The sequence below is a fragment of the Pseudomonas sp. CFBP 5748 genome (assembly GCF_053850495.1).
Genome location: NZ_JBSPTN010000002.1, coordinates 393790 through 413847, shown reverse-complemented (window position 1 = coordinate 413847; position 20058 = coordinate 393790). Strand labels below are relative to the sequence as shown.

Below are 20058 nucleotides of genomic sequence, written 5' to 3'. Positions count from 1 at the left end.
CACTCACTCCTATAGGTCCAGCGAAATGCAGGGGCCGCTGCCGCGCGAGACGCAGGGCATCAGAAAGTCGGCCTGTTCGGCCGGGCTGAGGAAGCTGTCGCGATGTTCGATGGCACCGCCGGTGTGGCGTGTGATGCACTGGCCGCAGACCCCGCCACGGCACAGGTTGGGCACTGAAAGACCTGCGTGCTCCAGGGCTTCGAGCAGGCTTTGCTCTGCCTCGACGCGCAAGCGCCGGCCACTGCGCAATAGCTGCAGGTCAAACGGTTGGCCTGGTTGCGCACCTTTGAATGCTTCGCAATGCAGGCGTTTGCGCGGCCAGCCGAGGCGCGTGGCCTCACGCTCAACCGCGTCGAGCAGCGACTGCGGGCCACAGGTGTAGACGTGGCTGCCCAGCGGCCGGCCGGCGAGGATCTGGTTCAGGTCGGGACGACTGTTGTACGCGTGCAGGCGCGCGCCGAGGCGCTGTTGCAGTTCGTCGAGGTAGGCGTCGCTAAGGCCCGGGCGGAACAGGTAATGCAGTTCGAAATCGACCTGCTGCTGTTCCATCGCGGCGATATAGGCCATGAACGGCGTGATGCCGATGCCGGCGGCGATCAGGATATGCAGGCGTGCGGTGCCGTGGGGTGCGAACAGATTGGCCGGCGGCGAAATCTGCAAGGTGTCGCCGACCTGCACCTGGCGATGCAGGTACTGCGAGCCGCCACGAGAAGCATCCTGCAGGCGCACGGCGATGCGGTAGTGCTGGGTGTGCGCCGGGTCGCTGGTGAGCGAGTAGGCGTTGCGCACCTTGCCCTCGGCCAGTGGCAGATGCACCTGCACATGGCTGCCGGGCGAGAAGCCAGGCAGGGTGCCGTCGCAGGCCGTCAGGGTCAATTCGCGCACCACCGGCGTGAGCATTCTTGCTGCGCTGACTTGAACGTTGAGGGCCGCGCTCATGGCTGGAATGCCGCATAGGGCTGGTCGGGATCAATGCACACCCCGAGATAAGCCCCCAGGCGCCTGGAAAAATGCGCACGTACCTCAAGCCCGACGTTACAGCCGATGCAGTTCAACACTGCGTCCGGCCCGACAGCCTGGGTCAGGCCGCAATGTGCGCAATACACCTGGCGCAGGCCGGGCGTCGCACAGGGAATGTTGATCTCGTCGTCTTCCAGGCCAGCGGCGCGTGCCTCCCCGTGAACACGCCAAACAAAAGCTTCATCGCCCAGCAGGTAGAGCCGACAACCCACGGTTGCGCTGGCCAATACGTGTTGCAAGCGCCGGGCGAAGTCGGGGTGTTCGCCGTTCAGCAGCAGGGGATTGTCCAGTTCAGCGACAACCTCCGTGCAGGTGGTTGCCGATTGCATCACCACGATGGGGCGGCTAAGGGTGGGCTTCATGGGGGCTCTCCAAAGTGCTCTTTTGTTTCCTGTTGGGAGAGATACTTTCCTATAGGGAAAATCTTCTCAATCTGGAAAAAGGGCTATGCCTTTGGAGATAAGCCTTGCTGTACGGCCGTCCGGGGCATGGAAGTTGCTGGTGTTCGAGGAGTGTGGAGCAACCGGACGGGGAGTTATCGAGAGTGCGAACACGACCGCAGTGGTGGCCGCTCTGGTTAGGGCCTGTGCGCCCCGAACAGGCACACAGCGTGCGCAAGCTGTTGGCCGGGTTACCTTTGAGCCAGGCGCACGCTGACGGTGCCTTATCGGGTTTTCTGGACCGTTTCGACGCACTGCTGCCGCCTGCCAGGCTGAACCTGATTCTCGGCGGCGAAGACCTCAGCCCGACGCGACGCGGCTTGATCGAGGGTTGCCAGGACGCGGCGACTTGCCCCTGGCGCGACGCAAGCGCGGCAGACACCCCCCAAACCTGCGGCACGTGCCGGCAACGCGGTGTGCACCGCCTGGTGTGCGCGTTGCCCGAGGGCCAAAAGGGTGTGTTGCTGCTCGATAGCCCAAAACGGGCCGGTGCCAGTTGGCGCCAGTTACTGGAAGAGGCGGCGCAGGCAGTAGGCGTGGCCGTGCGCTTGCGCAGCTACAACCGTGAGCAGCAGCGTAAGCAGGCGACGTCCCGGCACGGCGCGTTGGCCCGTGAGCTGCACGATTCGGTGGCTCAGCAGTTGGGTTACCTGTCGTTCCAGGCGCGTTTACTGCAGTCGCAGTTGGGCGAGCCTGAGCAGGCCAGCGCCGGGTTGCAGGAACTGTGCGTCGGCTTGAGCCAGTTGCAGCGCCAGGTGCGCGAGTTGATCACCAATGCTCGCCTGACCATGGACGGGCGCTCGCTGCGCCAGGCCCTGGCCGACTCCATCGCGGAGTTCTCGCGGCGCTGCATCATTGTGTTCGAACTGGATAATCGCCTGGCCGACGATGCCTTGAGCCCGGGCACCGAACTACAGGTTTTGCAGATCATTCGCGAGGCACTGGCCAACGCGGTGCGCCATTCCCATGCGCGGCATGTACGCATCGAGTTACGGCAAAACCAGGCCGGTGATGCCTCCATTTCGGTGGAGGATGACGGCATCGGGCTCAGCCCGGCGTCAGGGGAGCAAAACCATTTCGGCCTGGCGATCATCCGCGAGCGCGCCGCGAGCATCGGCGCCCGGCTGACAATTGAAGCGATCCGTCCGCACGGGGTCCGCGTACACCTTGGCCTCAGCCGCCACCAAGACCTGCCACAGGGGAGTTTCGATGGACTGCACGACCTTATTACTGATCGATGATCACCCATTGTTTCGCAAAGGCCTGGCGCAGCTATTCGATGCCAGCGACGACTTCGAAGTGGTGGGGCAGGCGGCCAGCGGTCGCGAAGGCATCAACCTGGCCGTGAGCCTGGCACCGCAGCAGGTCTTGCTCGATCTGCACATGCCCGGCTTGAGCGGTTTGCAGGTGCTCGATGAACTGCGTCAGTTGCGTCTCGACTGTCAGGTGGTGGTGCTCACCGCCTCGATGGATCGCGCCGAGCTGTTGACGGCCTTGCGCCTGGGCGCCAGTGGTTATGTGCTCAAGGAAACCGAACCCGATGCGTTGTTGAGCTACATGCGCAATTGCCACAAGGGCGCGATCGTCCTGGATTCAAGCCTGGTTGCCCTGTTGGCTGATCAGGCCGAGTCGGGGAGCCGGAGCGCCCACGATCTGGACCTGCCAGACACAGGCAACCTCACCGAGCGCGAGGGGCAGACCCTGGCCCTGATCGGCGCCGGCATGAGCAATAAACAGATCGGCCGGGAACTGGGGATCAGCGATGGTACGGTCAAAATCTACGTGAGGAATCTGTTGCAGAAGTTCAGCCTGCACTCCCGTCTGGAACTGGCGGCGTGGGTGCACAACGGCGCGTCAGTGAGACACGAGGAGCGTCATTAGATGATGGAACGACCAGAGGCATTTGTGCAGCCACTGCCCGTGCACCTTATGGACCGCTTTCCGGCGGCATTGCTTGAACTGCGCGACAGCGGTCAGATTGCCCAGTTCAACCTGGCCTGGGTCGAGCTGATGGATCTGCCAGGCACGGAACGCAACCTCATCGACTATGTGCACCACGAAGACCGGTCGTTGTGGCGTCAGGCCCTGCATGAACTGCGTCGGCGCCCCGAAACCTCCTTCAACCAGCGGCTGCGTTTCGTTCACCCTTCGGGGGAACTGCGCTGGTTCGAGGTCAGCCTGAAGCGCGGGCACCAGGGTTTCTATCTGGTGGCCGGCGACGTCACTGCGCACAAGCGACGCGAGATTGCCTTACAGGCGAGCCAGCGCAGCAGCATGAGCCTGCTCGACAGCATGCCGGGGCTGATCTATCGCGGTCGCAACAACCGCGACTGGACCATGGAATTCGTCAGTGCCGGGTGCCTGCAACTGACCGGATATCCACCGGAGCGGCTGGTGGACAACCATGAATTCACCTACAACAGCCTGATCCTGGCGCAGGATGCCGATTACGTCTGGCGCGAGGTGCAATATGCCTTGTCGCGGCAGGAACCGTTCGAACTCAATTACCGGATTCGCTGTGCCGATCAGTCGATCAAGCAGGTCTGGGAAAAGGGCGTCGGGATCTATGCCGATACGCGTGAAGTGCTGGGTATCGAGGGGGCGATTTTCGAGCGTAGGGCGGGTCAGCCCCGAACCGATGGGTGACGGCAGGTACGGTTTGCTTTTTTGAATCCTGGCGCCCTTTGTAGCGAGGGGATTTATCCCCTCGCTACAAGCGCCTCGGTACTACGGGTAGGCCTGGCTCAGACCTTGACGATCCAACCCGCTGGCGCTTCCACGTCGCCGGTCTGCACGCCGGTCAGCTCTTTGTAGAGCTTCTGGGTGATCGGGCCGACTTCGGTTTCGCTGTGGAACACGTGCAGCTTGTCTTTGTAGCTGATGCCGCCAATCGGGGTGATGACCGCTGCGGTACCGCAGGCGCCGGCTTCCTTGAAGTCCGAGAGCTTGTCGATGAACACGTCGCCTTCGATCACTTCCAGGCCCAGGCGCGATTTGGCCAGTTCGATCAGCGACAGGCGGGTGATGCCCGGCAGGACCGAAGGGGAGTTGGGTGTGACGAATTTGTTGTCGTGGGTGATGCCGAAGAAGTTGGCCGAACCGACTTCCTCGATTTTCGAATGGGTCATCGGGTCCAGGTAGATGCAGTCGGCGAAGCTCGCTTTCTTGGCCAGGGAACCGGGCATCAGGCTGGCGGCGTAGTTGCCACCGACCTTGGCCGCGCCGGTGCCTTGTGGTGCGGCGCGGTCGTAGCTGGAGATCAGGAAGTTATGCGGGGTCAGGCCGCCCTTGAAGTAGGCGCCAACCGGGATGCAGAAGATCGAGAAGATGAACTCGGGTGCGGTGCGCACGCCGATGTTGTCACCCACGCCGATCACGAACGGGCGCAGGTACAGCGCGCCGCCGGTGCCGTAAGGCGGGATGAAGCGCTCGTTGGCGCGGACCACTTGCTTGCAGGCTTCGATGAACTGCTCGGTCTCGACATGCGGCATCAGCAGGCGCGCGCAGCTGCGTTGCATGCGGGCGGCGTTCTGGTCCGGGCGGAACAGGTTGATCGAACCGTCCTTGCAGCGATAGGCCTTCAGGCCTTCGAAGCACTGCTGACCGTAGTGCAGGGCGGTGGAGCCCTCGCTGATGTGCAGCACGTTGTCGTCGGTCAGGGTGCCGGCGTCCCAGGCGCCATCGCGCCAGTGCGACAGGTAGCGCTTGTCGGTCTTGATGTAGTCAAAGCCCAGTTTGTCCCAATTGATGCTCTCGTTACCCATGACACCCTCTATTTCTTAGCAACCGTCGAAACGGTTCAAGGCTTCTGACGTTTTTTGGATGGGGACAACAATACTTCATTCCGGGGGTGTTTCGCAGCCTGCTCGATGGGGGGTAGGCAGATAAATGGTGGTGTTTTTGAAAATTCGCGAGCAAGCCCGCTCCCACATGGGATTGCGTTCGCATGAACGACCGAGATCACCTGTGGGAGCGGGCTTGCTCGCGAAGAGGCCACCACTCACACCCTAAAATCCCCTGAATCACAGATGCAACGCATGCCCCAACGCCCGCAACGCCGCTTCCTGCACCGCCTCACCCAGCGTCGGGTGGGCGTGGATGGTGCCGGCGATGTCTTCCAGGCGTGCGCCCATTTCCAGGGACTGGCCAAACGCGGTGGACAGCTCCGAGACGCCAACGCCAACGGCTTGCCAACCGACGATCAAGTGATTGTCCCGGCGCGCCACGACCCGCACGAAACCGCTTTTCGATTCCAGGGTCATGGCCCGGCCATTGGCGGCGAACGGGAAGCTCGACACCATGCAGTCCAGGCCGGCCGCCTTGGCTTCGTCCGGCGTCTTGCCGACCACCACCAGTTCCGGGTCGGTGAAGCACACCGCAGCGATGGCGGTCGGGTTGAACTCGCGATGCTGGCCGGCGATCAGCTCGGCGACCATTTCGCCCTGGGCCATGGCCCGGTGGGCGAGCATCGGTTCGCCGCTCAGGTCGCCGATGGCCCAGACGTTGCGCATGCTGGTCTGGCACCGGTTATCGATTTTCACCGCCGAACCGTTCATCGCCAAGTCCAGGGCTTCGAGGTTCCAGCCCTGGGTGTTGGGTTTGCGACCAACGGCCACCAGTACCCGGTCGGTGTCCAGGTTCAGCGTCTCGCCATTGGGATCACGCACTTGCAGAGTGCTGGCCTGGGCATCGAAACCTTCGACGCTGTGCTTGAGGTACAGCTTCACGCCCAGTTGCTTGAGCGCATCATGCACTGGTTGGGTCAGTTCGCCGTCGTAGGCTGGCAGGATCCGTTCCTGGGCCTCGACCACGCTGACCTCGGCGCCGAGCTTGCGGTAGGCGATACCCAGCTCCAGGCCGATGTAGCCGCCGCCGACCACCACCAGATGCTTGGGCACCGAGGTCGGGGCGAGGGCTTCGGTGGAGGAAATGATCGGCCCGCCAATCGGCAGCATCGGCAGGTCGACGCTTTTCGAGCCGGTGGCCAGCAGCAGGTGTTCGCACTGGATGCGGGTGTCGTCGACATCGACGGTCTTGCCGTCGACCACCTTGGCCCAGCCGTGAATGACCTGGACCTTGTGCTTTTTCAACAGCGCCGCGACGCCGGTGGTCAGGCGATCGACGATGCCGTCCTTCCATTCCACGCTCTTGCCGATGTCCAGGGTAGGCGCCGACACCGTGATGCCCAGGGCCGAGCCCTGGCTGTGGTGCCGGGTCTGGTGGAACTGCTCGGCCACATGAATCAGCGCCTTGGACGGAATGCAGCCAATGTTCAGGCAGGTCCCGCCCAACGCCTGGCCTTCCACCAGGAGGGTCGGGATGCCCAACTGGCCGGCGCGAATCGCCGCCACATAACCGCCAGGACCGCCGCCGATGATCAGCAGCGTGGTATTCAATGTCTGTTGCATGCCTTACTCCACGAACAGCGTTGCGGGTTGTTCGAGCAGGCCACGCAGGGCCTGGATGAATTGCGCCGCGTCCATGCCGTCGACCACCCGATGATCGAAGGAGCTGGAGAGGTTCATCATCTTGCGGATCACGATCTGGCCTTTGATCACCACGGGCCGTTCGACGATTTTGTTCACGCCGACGATCGCCACTTCCGGCAGGTTCAGCACCGGTGTGCTGACGATGCCGCCCAACGCACCGAGGCTGGTCAGGGTGATGGTCGAGCCGGACAGCTCATCGCGATTGGCCTTGCCATTGCGCGCCGCCGTTGCCAGGCGTGAGATTTCCGTCGCGCTGTCCCACAGGCTGCGGGCTTCGGCGTGACGCACCACCGGCACCATCAGGCCAACATCGCTCTGGGTCGCGACGCCGACATGCACGGCGCCCAAACGGTGGATGACCTGGGCTTCGTCGTCATAGCGGGCGTTCATTTGCGGGAAGTCCCGCAGGGCCACCACCAACGCGCGGACCAGGAACGGCAGCAAGGTCAGCTTGCCGCGACCGGCGCCGTGTTTTTCATTCAGGTGCACCCGCAGCTCTTCCAGGGCAGTGACGTCGATTTCCTCGACGTAGCTGAAGTGGGCGGCGCGCTGGGTCGCTTCCTGCATGCGCTGGGCGATCTTGCGGCGCATGCCGATCACCGGAATCTGCTGCTCGTCATGGCGTTCGGCATAACCCGAGCCGCCCTTGGCCTGGGCCGATGGACCCTGGGCCAGATAAGCCTCGAGGTCTTCATGCAGGATACGCCCGGCGGGACCGCTGCCCTGGACCAGGCGCAATTGAATGCCCAGGTCCAACGCATGCTTGCGCACGGCCGGCGAGGCCAGTGGGCGTTCTTCGGGATCGCGGGCCACCGGCGCTTGCGGGGCGCAGCGTGGCGCAGTGGTCTTTTCCACCACGGGGTCAGGTGTTGCCACTGGCGTCGGCTTTGGCGCCTGTGTAGCCGCCTGCGTCGCCGCAGCTGGCGCCGGTTGGGCCGATTCCTTCAAGTTACCCGCACCTTCGACTTCAATGCGGATCAGTTCGCTGCCCACCGCCATGACTTCACCGGGCTCGCCACCCAAGGCGATGACCCGGCCATGCACTGGCGAAGGAATGTCGACCATGGCCTTGTCGGTCATGACATCGGCCAGTACCTGGTCCTCGACCACCATGTCACCGACCTTGACGTGCCACACCGACAGTTCAACTTCGGCGATGCCTTCGCCAATGTCCGGCATCTTGATAACGTGCGTGCCCATTCAGACCTCCATGACCCGTTTCAACGCCGCGCCCACACGGGACGGCCCTGGGAAATACGCCCACTCCTGCGCATGCGGGTAGGGCGTGTCCCACCCGGTGACACGCTCGATGGGTGCTTCCAGGTGGTGGAAGCAATGTTCTTGCACCAGCGAAACCAGCTCGGCGCCAAAGCCGCAGGTACGGGTGGCTTCGTGGACGATCACGCAACGACCGGTTTTCTTCACCGACTTGACGATGGTCTCCAGGTCCAGCGGCCACAGGCTGCGCAGGTCGATGACTTCGGCGTCGATGCCGGTTTCCTCGGCGGCGGCCAGGGACACATACACGGTGGTGCCGTAAGTGAGAATGGTCACGTCTTTACCGGGGCGGGTGATGGCGGCCACGTCCAGCGGTACCGTGTAGTAGCCGTCCGGCACCTGCGCCGAGGGGTGTTTCGACCACGGCGTTACCGGACGGTCGTGGTGGCCGTCGAACGGGCCGTTATACAGGCGCTTGGGCTCGAGGAAGATCACCGGATCATCGTTTTCGATGGAGGCGATCAGCAGGCCCTTGGCGTCGTAAGGGTTCGAAGGCATCACAGTGCGCAAGCCGCAGACCTGGGTGAACATTGCCTCGATGCTCTGGCTGTGGGTCTGACCGCCATAGATGCCGCCGCCGCAAGGCATGCGCAGGGTCATCGGCGCGGTGAACTCGCCGGCCGAGCGATAGCGCAAGCGCGCCGCTTCGGAAATGATCTGGTCCGAGGCCGGGTAGACGTAGTCGGCGAATTGGATTTCTGCCACTGGGCGCAATCCGTAGGCGCCCATGCCCACGGCCACGCCGACGATGCCGCTTTCGGAGATCGGCGCGTCGAATACCCGCGAGGTGCCGTATTTGTTCTGCAGGCCTTCGGTGCAGCGGAACACGCCGCCGAAGTAGCCCACGTCCTGGCCGAAGACCACGACGTTATCATCGCGTTCGAGCATCACGTCCATGGCCGAGCGCAGGGCCTGGATCATGGTCATGGTGGTAGTGGTCATGGCGGTGTCCAGCGCAATATTGTTGTTGTGATCGTTCATGTCAGATCCCCAACTCCTGACGCTGGCGCTTCAAGTGCTCCGGCATCTCTTTGTAGACGTCTTCGAACATGGTCGCGGCGCTCGGGATCTGCCCGCCAGCGAGGGTGCCGTACTGCTCGGCTTCCTTCTGCGCGGCGATCACCTCGGCTTCGAGTTCGGCGGTGACGGCGGCATGTTCCTCTTCGGACCAATGGCCGATTTTCACCAGGTGCTGCTTGAGGCGTGCAATCGGGTCGCCCAGCGGGAAGTGGCTCCAGTCGTCGGCGGGACGGTACTTCGAGGGATCGTCGGACGTGGAGTGCGGGCCAGCGCGATAAGTGACCCATTCGATCAGCGCCGGGCCGAGGTTGCGGCGGGCGCGTTCGGCGGCCCAGCGTGAAGCGGCGTAGACCGCCATGAAATCGTTGCCGTCGACACGCAGCGAGGCAATGCCGCAACCGACGCCGCGTCCGGCGAAGGTGGTGGCTTCACCGCCGGCGATGGCCTGGAAGGTGGAGATTGCCCACTGGTTGTTGACCACGTTGAGGATCACCGGCGCCCGGTAGACGTGGGCGAAGGTGAGGGCGGTGTGGAAGTCCGATTCGGCGGTGGCCCCGTCACCGATCCAGGCCGAGGCGATCTTGGTGTCGCCCTTGATCGCCGAGGCCATGCCCCAGCCCACGCCCTGGATGAATTGGGTGGCGAGGTTGCCGGAGATGGTGAAGAAACCGGCGTCCTTGACCGAGTACATGATCGGCAACTGCCGGCCCTTGAGCGGATCGCGCTCGTTGGACAGCAGTTGGCAGATCATGCCCACCAGAGGCACCTCGCGGGCCATCAGGATGCTTTGCTGGCGATAGGTGGGGAAGCACATGTCATCGATGTTCAGCGCCAGGGCCTGGCCGCTGCCGATGGCTTCCTCGCCGAGGCTCTGCATGTAGAACGACATTTTTTTCTGGCGCTGGGCGACCACCATGCGGTTGTCGTAGATGCGCGTCTTGAGCATGGCGCGCATGCCTTTGCGCAGGATCTCGAGCGGCACGTCTTCGGCCCATGGACCGTGGGCATTGCCCTGGTCATCGAGCACGCGGATCAGGCTCCGGGCCAGGTCGGCGGTGTCGGACGGTTCGACGTCGATGGAAGGTTTACGCACCGTGCCGGCATCGGACAGATGCAGGTAGGAGAAGTCGGTCTGGCAGCCGGGACGGCCCGAGGGTTCGGGGACGTGCAGGCGTAGCGGTTCGTACGCTGGGTTCATGGCTTTCTACGCTCGATCTTGTGAATTTCTTGTAGTGGGCGCGCTAGCTGACGAATTTCCCCGGGTACGGGAAATTGTCCTACAACAATCATAGGCTCGACGCAGAAGAATATTTTTCTCTGTTGGCTTGCTGTTCAGATCATTTGCAGATAAAAAATCTGCACAACGATAAAAAACAGGATTATTTGTCTCATGCGCAAATTGGATCGCACTGACATCGGGATTCTGAACAGCCTTCAGGAAAATGCCCGCATCACCAACGCCGAACTGGCCCGTTCGGTCAACCTTTCGCCGACGCCGTGCTTCAACCGGGTTCGGGCCATGGAGGAGCTGGGGGTGATCCGCGAGCAGGTCACGCTGCTGGACGCCGACCTGCTGGGGCTGCACGTCAACGTGTTCATCCATGTCAGCCTGGAGAAACAGGTGGAGGAGGCGCTGCAGCACTTCGAAGAGGCGATTTCCGACCGGCCGGAGGTGATGGAGTGCTACCTGATGGCTGGCGATCCGGATTACCTGATCCGCGTGCTGGTGCCGACCATCCAGTCGTTGGAGCGGTTCATGATGGACTTTCTGACCAAGGTCCCGGGCGTGGCGAATATCCGCTCCAGCTTTGCCCTCAAGCAGGTGCGCTACAAGACGGCGTTGCCGTTGCCGGCCAATGGGTTGACCTTGGGCACCTGAGGCTCAATACCACAGCAGCCTGCTTGGATGGGTTACAGGGGGCGGCACTGCATCGAAAACCCCAGCGCGATTGACTGCCCTTGCTCTAGCAAGCGCAACCCCGGCCGCCCTGGCAGGTGGTGCGCATTGACCGGATGACTGACCGGTTCGATGCAAAAGAAGTCCAGGTCCACGGGGCAGTACAGCAGGAAATAGTCGCTGCCACTGGCTCGGCATTCCAGTTCGTAGCCCAGGTCCGGTTGCTGGATCAGGCAGTGTCCGTCCCAACCGCCGAAGCCATTGTCCACGAGCGTATCCGGCAGCAATCGGGGCTGCTGGAAATCCCAATTTTCAGGAATCTCCCGAAGTTCTGTCGGCAGTTTCGAGGCATCACACATCCAGACTTCGCTGGCGCGGGTTTGCAGGCGAGTGCTGGCGGTGCGTGGAAAGTACGGATGCAAACCCAGCCCGTGCCACGCGGCCTGTTCGGCCATGTGGGTGACGTGCATTGCGATTTGCAACTGGCCGCCACTCAAGCGGATCCGCAGGCTGGCGCAGTAGGCGAATGGCTGCTGGCTGTCGAGTTGCAACAACACTTGCTGGGCACTCTGCTCGATTACCTGCCACGGCTGTTGCCAGGCGCTGCCGTGGATCGGAAACGGATCGTTGGGGCTGTTGGCTTCCAAAGCGAGCCAGCCGCCGGGACAGTCGAAACCGCCGTGGGCGATCCGGTTCGACCAGGGAATCAGCGGGAAGCCGCCGAGTTTGCCTGGAAGGCGGTTTTCCAGCGCTTGCGGCGCGGGAGGGCGTAGCAGGGGAGCGCCGGTGCTGAGCAAGGTCCATTCAACGAGACTGGCGCCCAGGTGAGGAGCGAGGGTGAGGCGGGTGAGTTCGTCTTCGAGGTAGAGAAGAGGCTGCGTCATGATGGTCGCGTCTTTTGGGAAGAGGGTGCTTTTGTGGCGAGGGAGCAAGCTCCCTCGCCACAAGGGGGCTTGCTTGCTTTTGGGGTTACAGCACCAGGTGCGGCAACCACAGCGAGATGGCAGGGATGTAGGTCACCAGCAGCAGTACCAGGAACAGCATCGCGTAGAACGGCAGCAGGGCCTTGACGGTGCTTTCGATACTGACCTTGCCAATGGCGGCACCCACGAACAGCACCGCGCCCACCGGTGGCGTGATCAGCCCGATACCCAGGTTCACCAGCATGATCATGCCGAACTGCACCGGGTCCACGCCGATGCCCACGATCACTGGCATCAGGATCGGCGTGAGGATCAGGATCAGCGGCGCCATATCCATCACCGTGCCGAGGAGCAGCAGCATCACGTTGATGCACATCAGGATCACGTAGCGGTTGTCCGACAGCGTCAGGAACGCAGTGGTGATCTTCGCCGGAATCTCCATCAGCGTCATGATGTAGCCGAAGCTGGCGGCGAAGCCGATCAGGATCATCACGATGGAGATGGTGCGTACCGTACGGTGCATCAGTTTCGGCAACTCGCTCCACTTGTAGTCGCGGTAGATGCACATGGTCACGAAGAACGCCCACACCACGGCAATGGCGGCCGATTCGGTGGCGGTGAAAACGCCCGAGAGAATGCCGCCAAGGATGATGAACAGGGTCATCATGCCCCACATGGCTTCCTTGCAGATCTTCAATGCTTGCTTGAGTGGAATCACTTCGCCCTTGGGGTAATTGCGCTTTCTCGCAAAGACCAGGCACAGCGCCATCAGGCAGAGGTTCATCAGGATGCCGGGCACGATACCGGCCATGAACAGAGAACCGATCGATACGGTACCGCCAGCCGCGAGCGAATACAGCACCGCGTTATGGCTTGGCGGTGTCAGCAAGGCCTGGACCGAGCCGCTGACAGTCACGGCAGTGGCGAATTCACGCGGATAGCCGCGGCGTTCCATTTCCGGGATCAGCACCGAACCGACCGAGGCGGTGTCGGCCACCGAGGAACCGGAGATCGCGCCAAAAAAACTCGAGGCCACGAGGTTGACCAATGACAGGCCGCCGCGCACGAACCCTACCAACACACTGGCGAATGCCACCAGTCGGCGAGACATGCCGCCCTCGGCCATGATCGCGCCGGCCAAGACGAAAAATGGAATGGCCAACAGCGAGAATTTGTTCACCCCGCCCGCCACCTGAATCATCATGGCCTGGAACGGAATATCGATCCACCACGCCCCAATCAGGGCGGCAGCACCCAGCGCGTAGGCGACCGGCATACCGATCATGATCAACAACAAAAAACTGCCTAGCAGAATCAGAGCGTCCATTAAACGGCACCTTCGCTTTCTTCAATCAGATCGAACTGCACGACCCGACGCTGGCTTTGATCACCCAGGAAGAGTTTCTCCAGGACAAAAATCAAGGTCAGGAAACCTCCTATCGGAATCGGCATGTAGGTGATGCCGACGCGCAGGGTGGGTATGGCACTCATGAATTGATTCCAGGTGGTCATGCACAACTTGGTGCCCCAGATGGTCATGAAAATGCACACCGCCGCCATCAAGAGCTGGGTGAAAACCGAAGCCAAGGTTTGCCAGTGCGGTGGTAGGCGACTGGTGACCATGTCCACGGCCATGTGCGAGCCGGAGCGGTAGCTGGCGGCGGCACCGATGAAGGTGAACACGATCATCAGCAAGATGGCGGTGGGCTCTGGCCAGCTAGAGCCGGTCCCGAGTACATAGCGGGCGAACACCCCCCACGGAATCATCAGTGCAACTGCCAGGACAGAAAGGCCGGCCACCCAGATGCAAGTCATGTAAATCTTGTCGTTGATACGCAGCAGTAAATTCTTCATCGGGTTCCACCGTAACCAGGCGCGCCTTTTAACCGCAGGCGCGCCCAGCCTTTTCATGAGTACAGATTGAGAGGGCTTACTGAACGGCTTCGATGCGCTTGATCAGGTCGGCATACGGCGCGCCGTATTTGGCCCGGATTGGCGCCGTGGCGTCGTAGAAAGGTTTCTTGTCCACGGTGATGAACTCGACGCCGGCGGCCTTGAGTTTCTCTTCGCTGGCGGTGGACTTCTTGTCCCACAGCACGCGCTCTTCAGCCTGTGCTGCCTTGGCGGCTTTCTTCACCATGTCTTGCTGCTCGGGCGTGAGCTTGTTCCAGGTGATTTTCGACATCACGATGGGCTCAGGCAGGATCAGGTGACCGGTCAGGCTGTAGAACTTGGCGTTCTGATAGTGATTGTGTTCAAGCATGGTCGGCGGGTTGTTTTCCGCGCCGTCGATCACGCCGGTCTGCAAGGCGCTGAAGATCTCGCCGGTGTCCATGGCGATACCATTGCCGCCCATGGCGTTGATGGTCTCGATGAACATCGGGTTGCCCTGGACGCGAATCTTCATACCCTTCATGTCTTCGAGCTTGCGCACCGGTTTCTTGGTGTACAGGTTGCGCGTGCCGCCATCCATCCAGGCCAGGGCCACCAGGCCGAATTCGGAGTTGGTGATTCGGTCGAGGATCGCATCGCCGACTTCACCATCGATGACCGCGCGCATGTGGGCCTGGTCGCGGAAGATGAACGGCATGTTGAAGACGTTCACGTCCGGCACGACAGGACCGACGATACCCAGGCTGACCCGGGACATCTGGATCGCGCCAGCTTGCATCTGCTCGATGACTTCTTTTTCAGAACCCAGTACGCCACCCGGGAAATATCTGAATTTCAGTTCACCCTTACTTTCCGCTTCCAGGGTTTTACCCATGGACTCCTCGGCGACCACGGTAGGGTAGCCCTTGGGATGGATGTCGGCGATCTTGATATCGAGGGCATGGGCTGCCTGTGCCAGAAAGGCCAGGGGTAGGGCGGCGATCAGAAGCGTGCGTTTGAAGTTCATGGTCAATCTCCAGTCTTGTTGTTTTTTTTATGTGCTTATCCAGTGAAGCGGCAATGCAGATCAGTTCGCGGAGTGTTTCAGTCCTCCAAACGCGGGTTCAGCCAGGCCCTTGACGCCGGGATTGAGGGCGAACACGCCGCCGGCCAAAGACTGCGGGTCGCTGTCGTCACCGGGGCGGATCGAGGTGACGAAGAGGGTGTCCAGGCGACTGCCGCCAAAGGCGCACATGGTCGGCTTTTTCACCGGCACGGCCAGTGAGCGATCCAGTCGGCCATCCGGAGTGAAGCGATGGATGAGGCCGGCATCGTTGGCGCAGATCCAATAGCAACCGTCGGCATCCACCGCCGCACCGTCCGGGCGCCCGGCCAACGGCAGCATGTCGACGAACAGCCGCCGGTTGGACGGCGTGCCGCTGTCGATGTCGTAGTCGAAGGCCCAGATCTGTTGCACCAGCGGGTGTGAGTCGGAGAGGTACATCGTGCGTCCATCCGGGCTGAAGCCCAGGCCATTGGGCACGATGAACCCACTCAGTTGTGCCTCGACCGGGCTACGTTGGCCCGCCTCGTAGCGATACATCCGGCCTTCGTCGGCGTTGGCGCCCATGTTCAGCACCATGCTGCCGGCCCAGAAACGGCCCTGGCGGTCGCAACGGCCATCGTTGAGGCGCATGTCGGTGCGGCTGTGCTCGACGCTCGCGCACAGTTCGCTGTCCAGGCTGCCGTCTTCATTGGGGTGCAAACGGAAGAAGCCGCTTTCCATGCCGGCGACCCAGCCACCGTCCTGATGACGGGCCAGGCAGGCGAGCATTTCAGGAGCTTCCCAGCCCTGGATTTTTCCGCTGCTGGCGTTCCAGCGTTGCAGGCCACCGCTGGGAATGTCCACCCAGTACAGGGCGTTTTCCTCGGGAACCCACACCGGGCTTTCCCCGACGGCGTTGCGTGCATCGACAATCAATTCGGCTTGCATGGTGATTCCTTTGTGCGTGCGCATCCCATGAAAAACAGGCAAGTCAGTCGTCGAACGGGCCGGCCGCTACAAAGGCGCCACCCTGGTAGATCCTGGCCGGGTCATCGGCGGCCGGCATCGGCTGCGCTTCGACCTTGGCGCGGAAAATTTCCGAGCTGTCCTTGGGCTGGTAGCCCAGGTGCGCGGCGTGGCTGTTGTCCCACCAGACGTCGCGGTTGGCGGACACGCCATAGACCACGGTGTGGCCCACGTTCGGGGTGTAGAGCGAACATTCGATCAACTGGGTGAGGTCGTCGAAGCTCAGCCAGGTGCTCATCATCCGGCGGTTCTGCGGTTCGGGGAACGACGAGCCGATGCGGATGCTCACGGTCTCGATGCCGTAGCGATCGAAGTAGAAACTGGCCATGTCTTCGCCGTAGGACTTGGACAGGCCGTAGTAGCCATCCGGACGACGAGGAGAAAGGGCATCAAGGCCCTCATCCTGCTTGTAGAAGCCAATGACATGGTTGGAGCTGGCGAAGATGACGCGTTTGACGCCGTGCTTGCGGGCGGCCTCATAGATGTGGAATACACCGCTGATGTTGGCGCCGAGGATTTCCTCGAACGGGCGCTCAACCGAAACACCACCGAAATGCAGGATCGCATCGACGCCCTCTACCAGTTGATGCACCGCCTGCTTGTCGGACAGGTCGCAGGGCACCACTTCCTCGCTTTCATCGATGGCCGGGGCCATGTTGGCGATGTCGGACAGGCGAATGTGGCGGGCGAAAGGCTTGAGACGCTCGCGCAAGACTTTGCCCAGGCCGCCGGCGGCACCGGTCAGCAGCAGGCGATTGAGGGGGTGGCGGGTGAGTGTCGTAGTCATGAAATTCCCTGGGCAAACAGTTAAAGGTGTCAGTGCCGCTTGGCCCGACGTGGCCATGTACCCGTGCGCGCCGGGACTTGGCAACGTCGGGTTCCACGATTAAAGCAAGGACAACGGGTAGCTGATGAAGATCCGGTTTTCGTCGAACTCGTTGGTGCTGTAGTCCCGACGAATCGATGCGTTACGCCATTTAACGTTGAGGCTCTTCAGCGCGCCGCTCTGTACGGTGTAGGCCAGTTCGGTTTCACGGCCCCATTCCTTGCCGTCGTCAACGGTGGCGGTGTGCACGTTGTCACCGCTGATGTAGCGGTTCATCAGGGTCAAGCCCGGCACGCCGACGGCGGCGAAGTTGAAGTCATGGCGCAGTTGCCAGGATTTTTCCTTCGCGTTGTCGTAGCTGGAGTTGTAGCTGTCGTTGGCCAGGGTGCCGCCGCTGGTGCCGTTGACGCGCATCCAGGCATCGTCGCCGCTGACTTTTTGCAGGCCGACATAGAAGGTGTTGCCGCCGTATTTTGCCGAGAGCAGGGCGAACGCGGTTTTGTTGTCCAGGTCGCCGGCCAGGGCACTGCCATCTTCCTTGCCGATGAAGTAGCCGAGGTTGGCGCCCAGGGTCCAGTCGCCGATGGGCTGACTGTGGGTCAGGTTGAAGTATTGTTGCTGGTAGATGTCGGACAGTTCCGAGTACCAGACGCCGACTTGGGTGCGTTTTTCGTTGAAGGCATATTCACCGCCGCCGAAGTTGAAACGGTCGGAAGTGAACGCGCCACGGCCGTTCATCGACATGTCTTCCATGCTTGCGTCGTTGCGCGGGCTGTTGGCGCGGAACTGGCCGCCGTACAGCGTCAGGCCGCTGATCTCGGTGGAGGTCACCTGGCCGCCACGGAAGGTTTGCGGCAGGGAACGGCCGTCGTCGGAGCGCAGGATCGGCAGCACCGGCATCCACTCGCCAACCTTCAGCTCGGTCTTCGACACCTTGGCCTTGAGGGCCACGCCCAGGCGACCGAAGTCATCGGCCGGGCGACCGTCATCGTGCACCGGCAGCAGCTGCGTACCGGTGGTGCCGCGACCGCCATCGAGCTTGACCGAATACGTGCCCAACACGTCCACGCCGAAACCGACCACGCCTTGGGTGAAACCGGACTTGGCGTCGAGGATGAAGCTTTGGGTCCATTCCTCGGCTTTGCCTTGGGCATTGTTCGGGTTGGTGAAGTTACGGTTGAAATAGGCGTTGCGCAGGTTCAGCGTGGCTTTAGCGTCATCGACGAAGCCTTCGGCGCTGGCCGTCATTGGCAGAAACACGGACAAGCTGCTGCAACCGAGCAGAATCAGTGCGGGGCTGGAATTGAAGAGGGTACGGCGGTTTGGACGGTTGTCGGGCGAAAAACGGACACGTGTGCTCACTATGACGCTCCCTACTTTTTTGTTGTTTTTATTTGTCATACGTCGTCGTACAACATGGGGATGATTATTTGGAAGCTGCCCCTCGTTGTCAACTGGCCATTATCGGAATTATCCAAGCCGAGGGTGCTTCAAAATGAGGCGTTTCGATGGTTGTCACTGAACGAGTTCAAGATCGCAAGCCTTGGTGCCGGGCAAATGGGTGATCTGAGAATAGCGGTGTGTGCGTTTGGTTATGCGATGACTGGTCTAAGACATTAGTCGAATGCACCCGATCTGACAGATGGTGAAGTCCCTTGTGGCGAGGGGATAAATCCCCTCGCCACAAGGGTGTGTTGTTAACCCATTCTCCCAGTCCAAACAGGCCTTTGTTTATCCAGATGTAGGATCGCTCTGGATCGGGCTACGTTGTCTTGCGCCGTTGCCTACAACTGCGCCAGAATCCGCCGGCTTGTGCGCTCGTGGGCCGGGTTTTATCGTTTCCGGGTCGTTGAGGAATCAGCGATCGGGTTTGGTAGCCCGGTTTTTCCATATGACGCACAGCTTCATCTTCTGCAGGTGCTTTTCTTCAGCATTTGTATTTGATGGTGGCCATGCGTAGGGCGTCTTCGGGCGCGCCGGTGTTCATGTGGACCGGTCTACCAACCTTCGTATGGCCACCGCCCTTCGTTTGGTAGCGAGGGTGATGGCTCCTCCAATCCCACATGAGGTTCCATCTATGTTCAAACCAACACCCAACCCACCAGACACCGATCCGACTTCACCGCGCAAAAAAAACCAGACCCAAAAACTCGACGAAGCCGCCGAACGCGCCCTCGACTATTACCTGAACCCCAAACCGGACAAACCAGGAGCCGATGCGGCGGCTGGCCAACTCTTCACCGTCATCAAGGACATCGACACCGAAAGCCTGCTCGCCAACCTCAGCGAAACCCTGGCCTCGGCCAATGCCATGGTCAGTGACCTGGCCGTTGACCTGGAAGGTTCACGGCGGCACGTGGCCCTGGGCATCCAGCAGTTGATCGAACTGGGCGGATTGCTGGCGAACCGCGCGCTGGACAACGTCGAACCACGCTAACCGACATATCGCGTCTCTCTGGACAGAAACACAGTCAAAATGTGGGAGCGAGCGAGCTCGCTCCCACAAGGACCACCAGTGTTTTCGAAAGTGGGCGGATGCTAGTCTTGACCAACGCTGTTGCCAGGGAGCCCTCATGGGCAATCACAAGATCGAGATTCGTCGCAGTAACGTCGAGAAAATCCTGTTGGCCGCCGAGAAGGTCTTTGCCGAGAAAGGCTTCGGCAGCACCGCCATGGCCGACATCGCCGCCGAAGTGCAATTGCCTCGTTCCAACCTGCATTACTACTTCAGCACCAAGAGCGAACTCTACAGCGCCGTGCTGTTCGACCTGCTGGAAGTCTGGAAGCAGGACGCCTTGTGCTTCGAAATGTTCGACGACCCACGGGTGGTGCTCAGCAGCTACATCCGCGCCAAGATGAACCACTCCCGCAGCCGCCCCTACGGCTCGAAAGTCTGGGCCAACGAAATCATCCACGGCGCCCCGACGCTAGGCCAGGCCTTGGATGCCAGCCTTTACGACTGGGCCAAGATGAAGGAAGCGAAAATCCGCCAGTGGGTGGAGGACAAACGCATCCTCCCCGTGGAACCGTCCAGCCTGCTCTACATGATCTGGGCCTCGACCCAGCACTACGCCGACTTCGACCACCAGATCAATATTCTCAATGATCATCAGCCGCTGTCGGACATGCAGTTCGAGCGGGCGGTGCAGACGGTGACCAGTGTGATTTTGCGGGGGATTGGGTTGGAGCCCTGAGGTTTTGTGGTGAAGCTGATGGCCTCAT

General features: G+C 61.4%; 20 protein-coding genes. 6 read left to right on the top strand and 14 right to left on the bottom strand.

Going from position 1 to position 20058, the window contains the following annotated elements:
• Positions 1–9: 9 nt before the first annotated feature.
• Positions 10–939 (bottom strand): PDR/VanB family oxidoreductase, encoded by a 930-nt coding sequence (locus ACWNZ1_RS06455; RefSeq protein ID WP_135844967.1) that lies wholly within the window; start codon positions 937–939, stop codon positions 10–12.
• Positions 936–1382, bottom strand: a complete 447-nt coding sequence (locus ACWNZ1_RS06450; RefSeq protein WP_456027493.1) for a dimethylamine monooxygenase subunit DmmA family protein — start codon at positions 1380–1382, stop codon at positions 936–938. The genes ACWNZ1_RS06455 and ACWNZ1_RS06450 overlap by 4 nt, the downstream gene beginning before the upstream one ends.
• 248 nt (positions 1383–1630) lie before the next feature.
• Here ACWNZ1_RS06450 and ACWNZ1_RS06445 point away from each other — a divergent pair, with 248 nt between their 5' ends.
• Genes ACWNZ1_RS06445 through ACWNZ1_RS06435 form a run of 3 tightly spaced genes read left to right on the top strand, consistent with a single transcriptional unit; the run spans position 1631 to position 4106 of the window.
• Positions 1631–2701 (top strand): ATP-binding protein, encoded by a 1071-nt coding sequence (locus ACWNZ1_RS06445; RefSeq protein ID WP_135844969.1) that lies wholly within the window; start codon positions 1631–1633, stop codon positions 2699–2701.
• On the top strand, positions 2670–3341 hold the full coding sequence (locus ACWNZ1_RS06440; RefSeq protein ID WP_256452666.1) for a response regulator: 672 nt from the start codon (positions 2670–2672) through the stop codon (positions 3339–3341). The genes ACWNZ1_RS06445 and ACWNZ1_RS06440 overlap by 32 nt, the downstream gene beginning before the upstream one ends.
• Positions 3342–4106 carry a PAS domain-containing protein gene (locus tag ACWNZ1_RS06435; protein ID WP_135844971.1) on the top strand — a complete coding sequence of 255 codons (765 nt, stop codon included), beginning with the start codon at positions 3342–3344 and terminating at the stop codon, positions 4104–4106.
• A 98-nt stretch (positions 4107–4204) separates the two neighbouring features.
• On the opposite strand, the gene ACWNZ1_RS06430 is transcribed toward ACWNZ1_RS06435, so the two are convergent.
• From ACWNZ1_RS06430 to ACWNZ1_RS06410, 5 genes are all read right to left on the bottom strand, one after another.
• Positions 4205–5224, bottom strand: coding sequence for a branched-chain amino acid aminotransferase (locus ACWNZ1_RS06430; protein WP_210639229.1), 1020 nt, complete (start codon positions 5222–5224; stop codon positions 4205–4207).
• Between the two features lie 258 nt (positions 5225–5482).
• On the bottom strand, positions 5483–6868 hold the full coding sequence (gene lpdA / locus ACWNZ1_RS06425) for a dihydrolipoyl dehydrogenase (RefSeq protein WP_456027492.1): 1386 nt from the start codon (positions 6866–6868) through the stop codon (positions 5483–5485).
• 3 nt (positions 6869–6871) lie between these two features.
• Complete coding sequence (locus ACWNZ1_RS06420; protein WP_456027491.1) at positions 6872–8149, bottom strand: dihydrolipoamide acetyltransferase family protein; 1278 nt, start codon at positions 8147–8149, stop codon at positions 6872–6874.
• Positions 8150–9208 (bottom strand): alpha-ketoacid dehydrogenase subunit beta, encoded by a 1059-nt coding sequence (locus ACWNZ1_RS06415; protein WP_135844975.1) that lies wholly within the window; start codon positions 9206–9208, stop codon positions 8150–8152.
• Position 9209: 1 nt separating this feature from the next.
• Positions 9210–10445, bottom strand: coding sequence for a 3-methyl-2-oxobutanoate dehydrogenase (2-methylpropanoyl-transferring) subunit alpha (locus tag ACWNZ1_RS06410; RefSeq protein WP_135844976.1), 1236 nt, complete (start codon positions 10443–10445; stop codon positions 9210–9212).
• Positions 10446–10637: 192 nt separating this feature from the next.
• Here ACWNZ1_RS06410 and bkdR point away from each other — a divergent pair, with 192 nt between their 5' ends.
• Entirely contained in the window at positions 10638–11126 is a 489-nt protein-coding gene (bkdR, locus tag ACWNZ1_RS06405) for a Bkd operon transcriptional regulator BkdR (RefSeq protein WP_109755132.1), read from the top strand.
• A gap of 32 nt (positions 11127–11158) precedes the next feature.
• On the opposite strand, the gene ACWNZ1_RS06400 is transcribed toward bkdR, so the two are convergent.
• From ACWNZ1_RS06400 to ACWNZ1_RS06370, 7 genes are all read right to left on the bottom strand, one after another.
• Complete coding sequence (locus ACWNZ1_RS06400; protein ID WP_456027490.1) at positions 11159–12028, bottom strand: aldose 1-epimerase; 870 nt, start codon at positions 12026–12028, stop codon at positions 11159–11161.
• An 85-nt stretch (positions 12029–12113) separates the two neighbouring features.
• Complete coding sequence (locus tag ACWNZ1_RS06395; RefSeq protein ID WP_256452669.1) at positions 12114–13394, bottom strand: TRAP transporter large permease; 1281 nt, start codon at positions 13392–13394, stop codon at positions 12114–12116.
• Complete coding sequence (locus tag ACWNZ1_RS06390) at positions 13394–13921, bottom strand: TRAP transporter small permease (protein ID WP_135844979.1); 528 nt, start codon at positions 13919–13921, stop codon at positions 13394–13396. Before ACWNZ1_RS06390 ends, ACWNZ1_RS06395 begins: the two co-directional genes overlap by 1 nt.
• Positions 13922–13997: 76 nt before the next feature.
• Positions 13998–14966 (bottom strand): TRAP transporter substrate-binding protein, encoded by a 969-nt coding sequence (locus ACWNZ1_RS06385; protein WP_135844980.1) that lies wholly within the window; start codon positions 14964–14966, stop codon positions 13998–14000.
• Positions 14967–15026: 60 nt separating this feature from the next.
• On the bottom strand, positions 15027–15932 hold the full coding sequence (locus ACWNZ1_RS06380) for an SMP-30/gluconolactonase/LRE family protein (protein ID WP_256452670.1): 906 nt from the start codon (positions 15930–15932) through the stop codon (positions 15027–15029).
• 43 nt (positions 15933–15975) lie between these two features.
• A complete protein-coding gene (locus ACWNZ1_RS06375) occupies positions 15976–16797 on the bottom strand; it encodes an NAD-dependent epimerase/dehydratase family protein (protein ID WP_256452671.1) in 822 nt (273 codons plus the stop codon).
• A 99-nt stretch (positions 16798–16896) separates the two neighbouring features.
• Positions 16897–18084 carry an OprD family porin gene (locus ACWNZ1_RS06370; protein ID WP_406550164.1) on the bottom strand — a complete coding sequence of 396 codons (1188 nt, stop codon included), beginning with the start codon at positions 18082–18084 and terminating at the stop codon, positions 16897–16899.
• A gap of 829 nt (positions 18085–18913) precedes the next feature.
• On the opposite strand from ACWNZ1_RS06370, the gene ACWNZ1_RS06365 reads away from it, so the two are divergent.
• On the top strand, positions 18914–19273 hold the full coding sequence (locus ACWNZ1_RS06365) for a DUF6124 family protein (protein ID WP_256452672.1): 360 nt from the start codon (positions 18914–18916) through the stop codon (positions 19271–19273).
• Positions 19274–19409: 136 nt separating this feature from the next.
• On the top strand, positions 19410–20030 hold the full coding sequence (locus ACWNZ1_RS06360; protein WP_003202912.1) for a TetR/AcrR family transcriptional regulator: 621 nt from the start codon (positions 19410–19412) through the stop codon (positions 20028–20030).
• Positions 20031–20058: the final 28 nt, after the last annotated feature.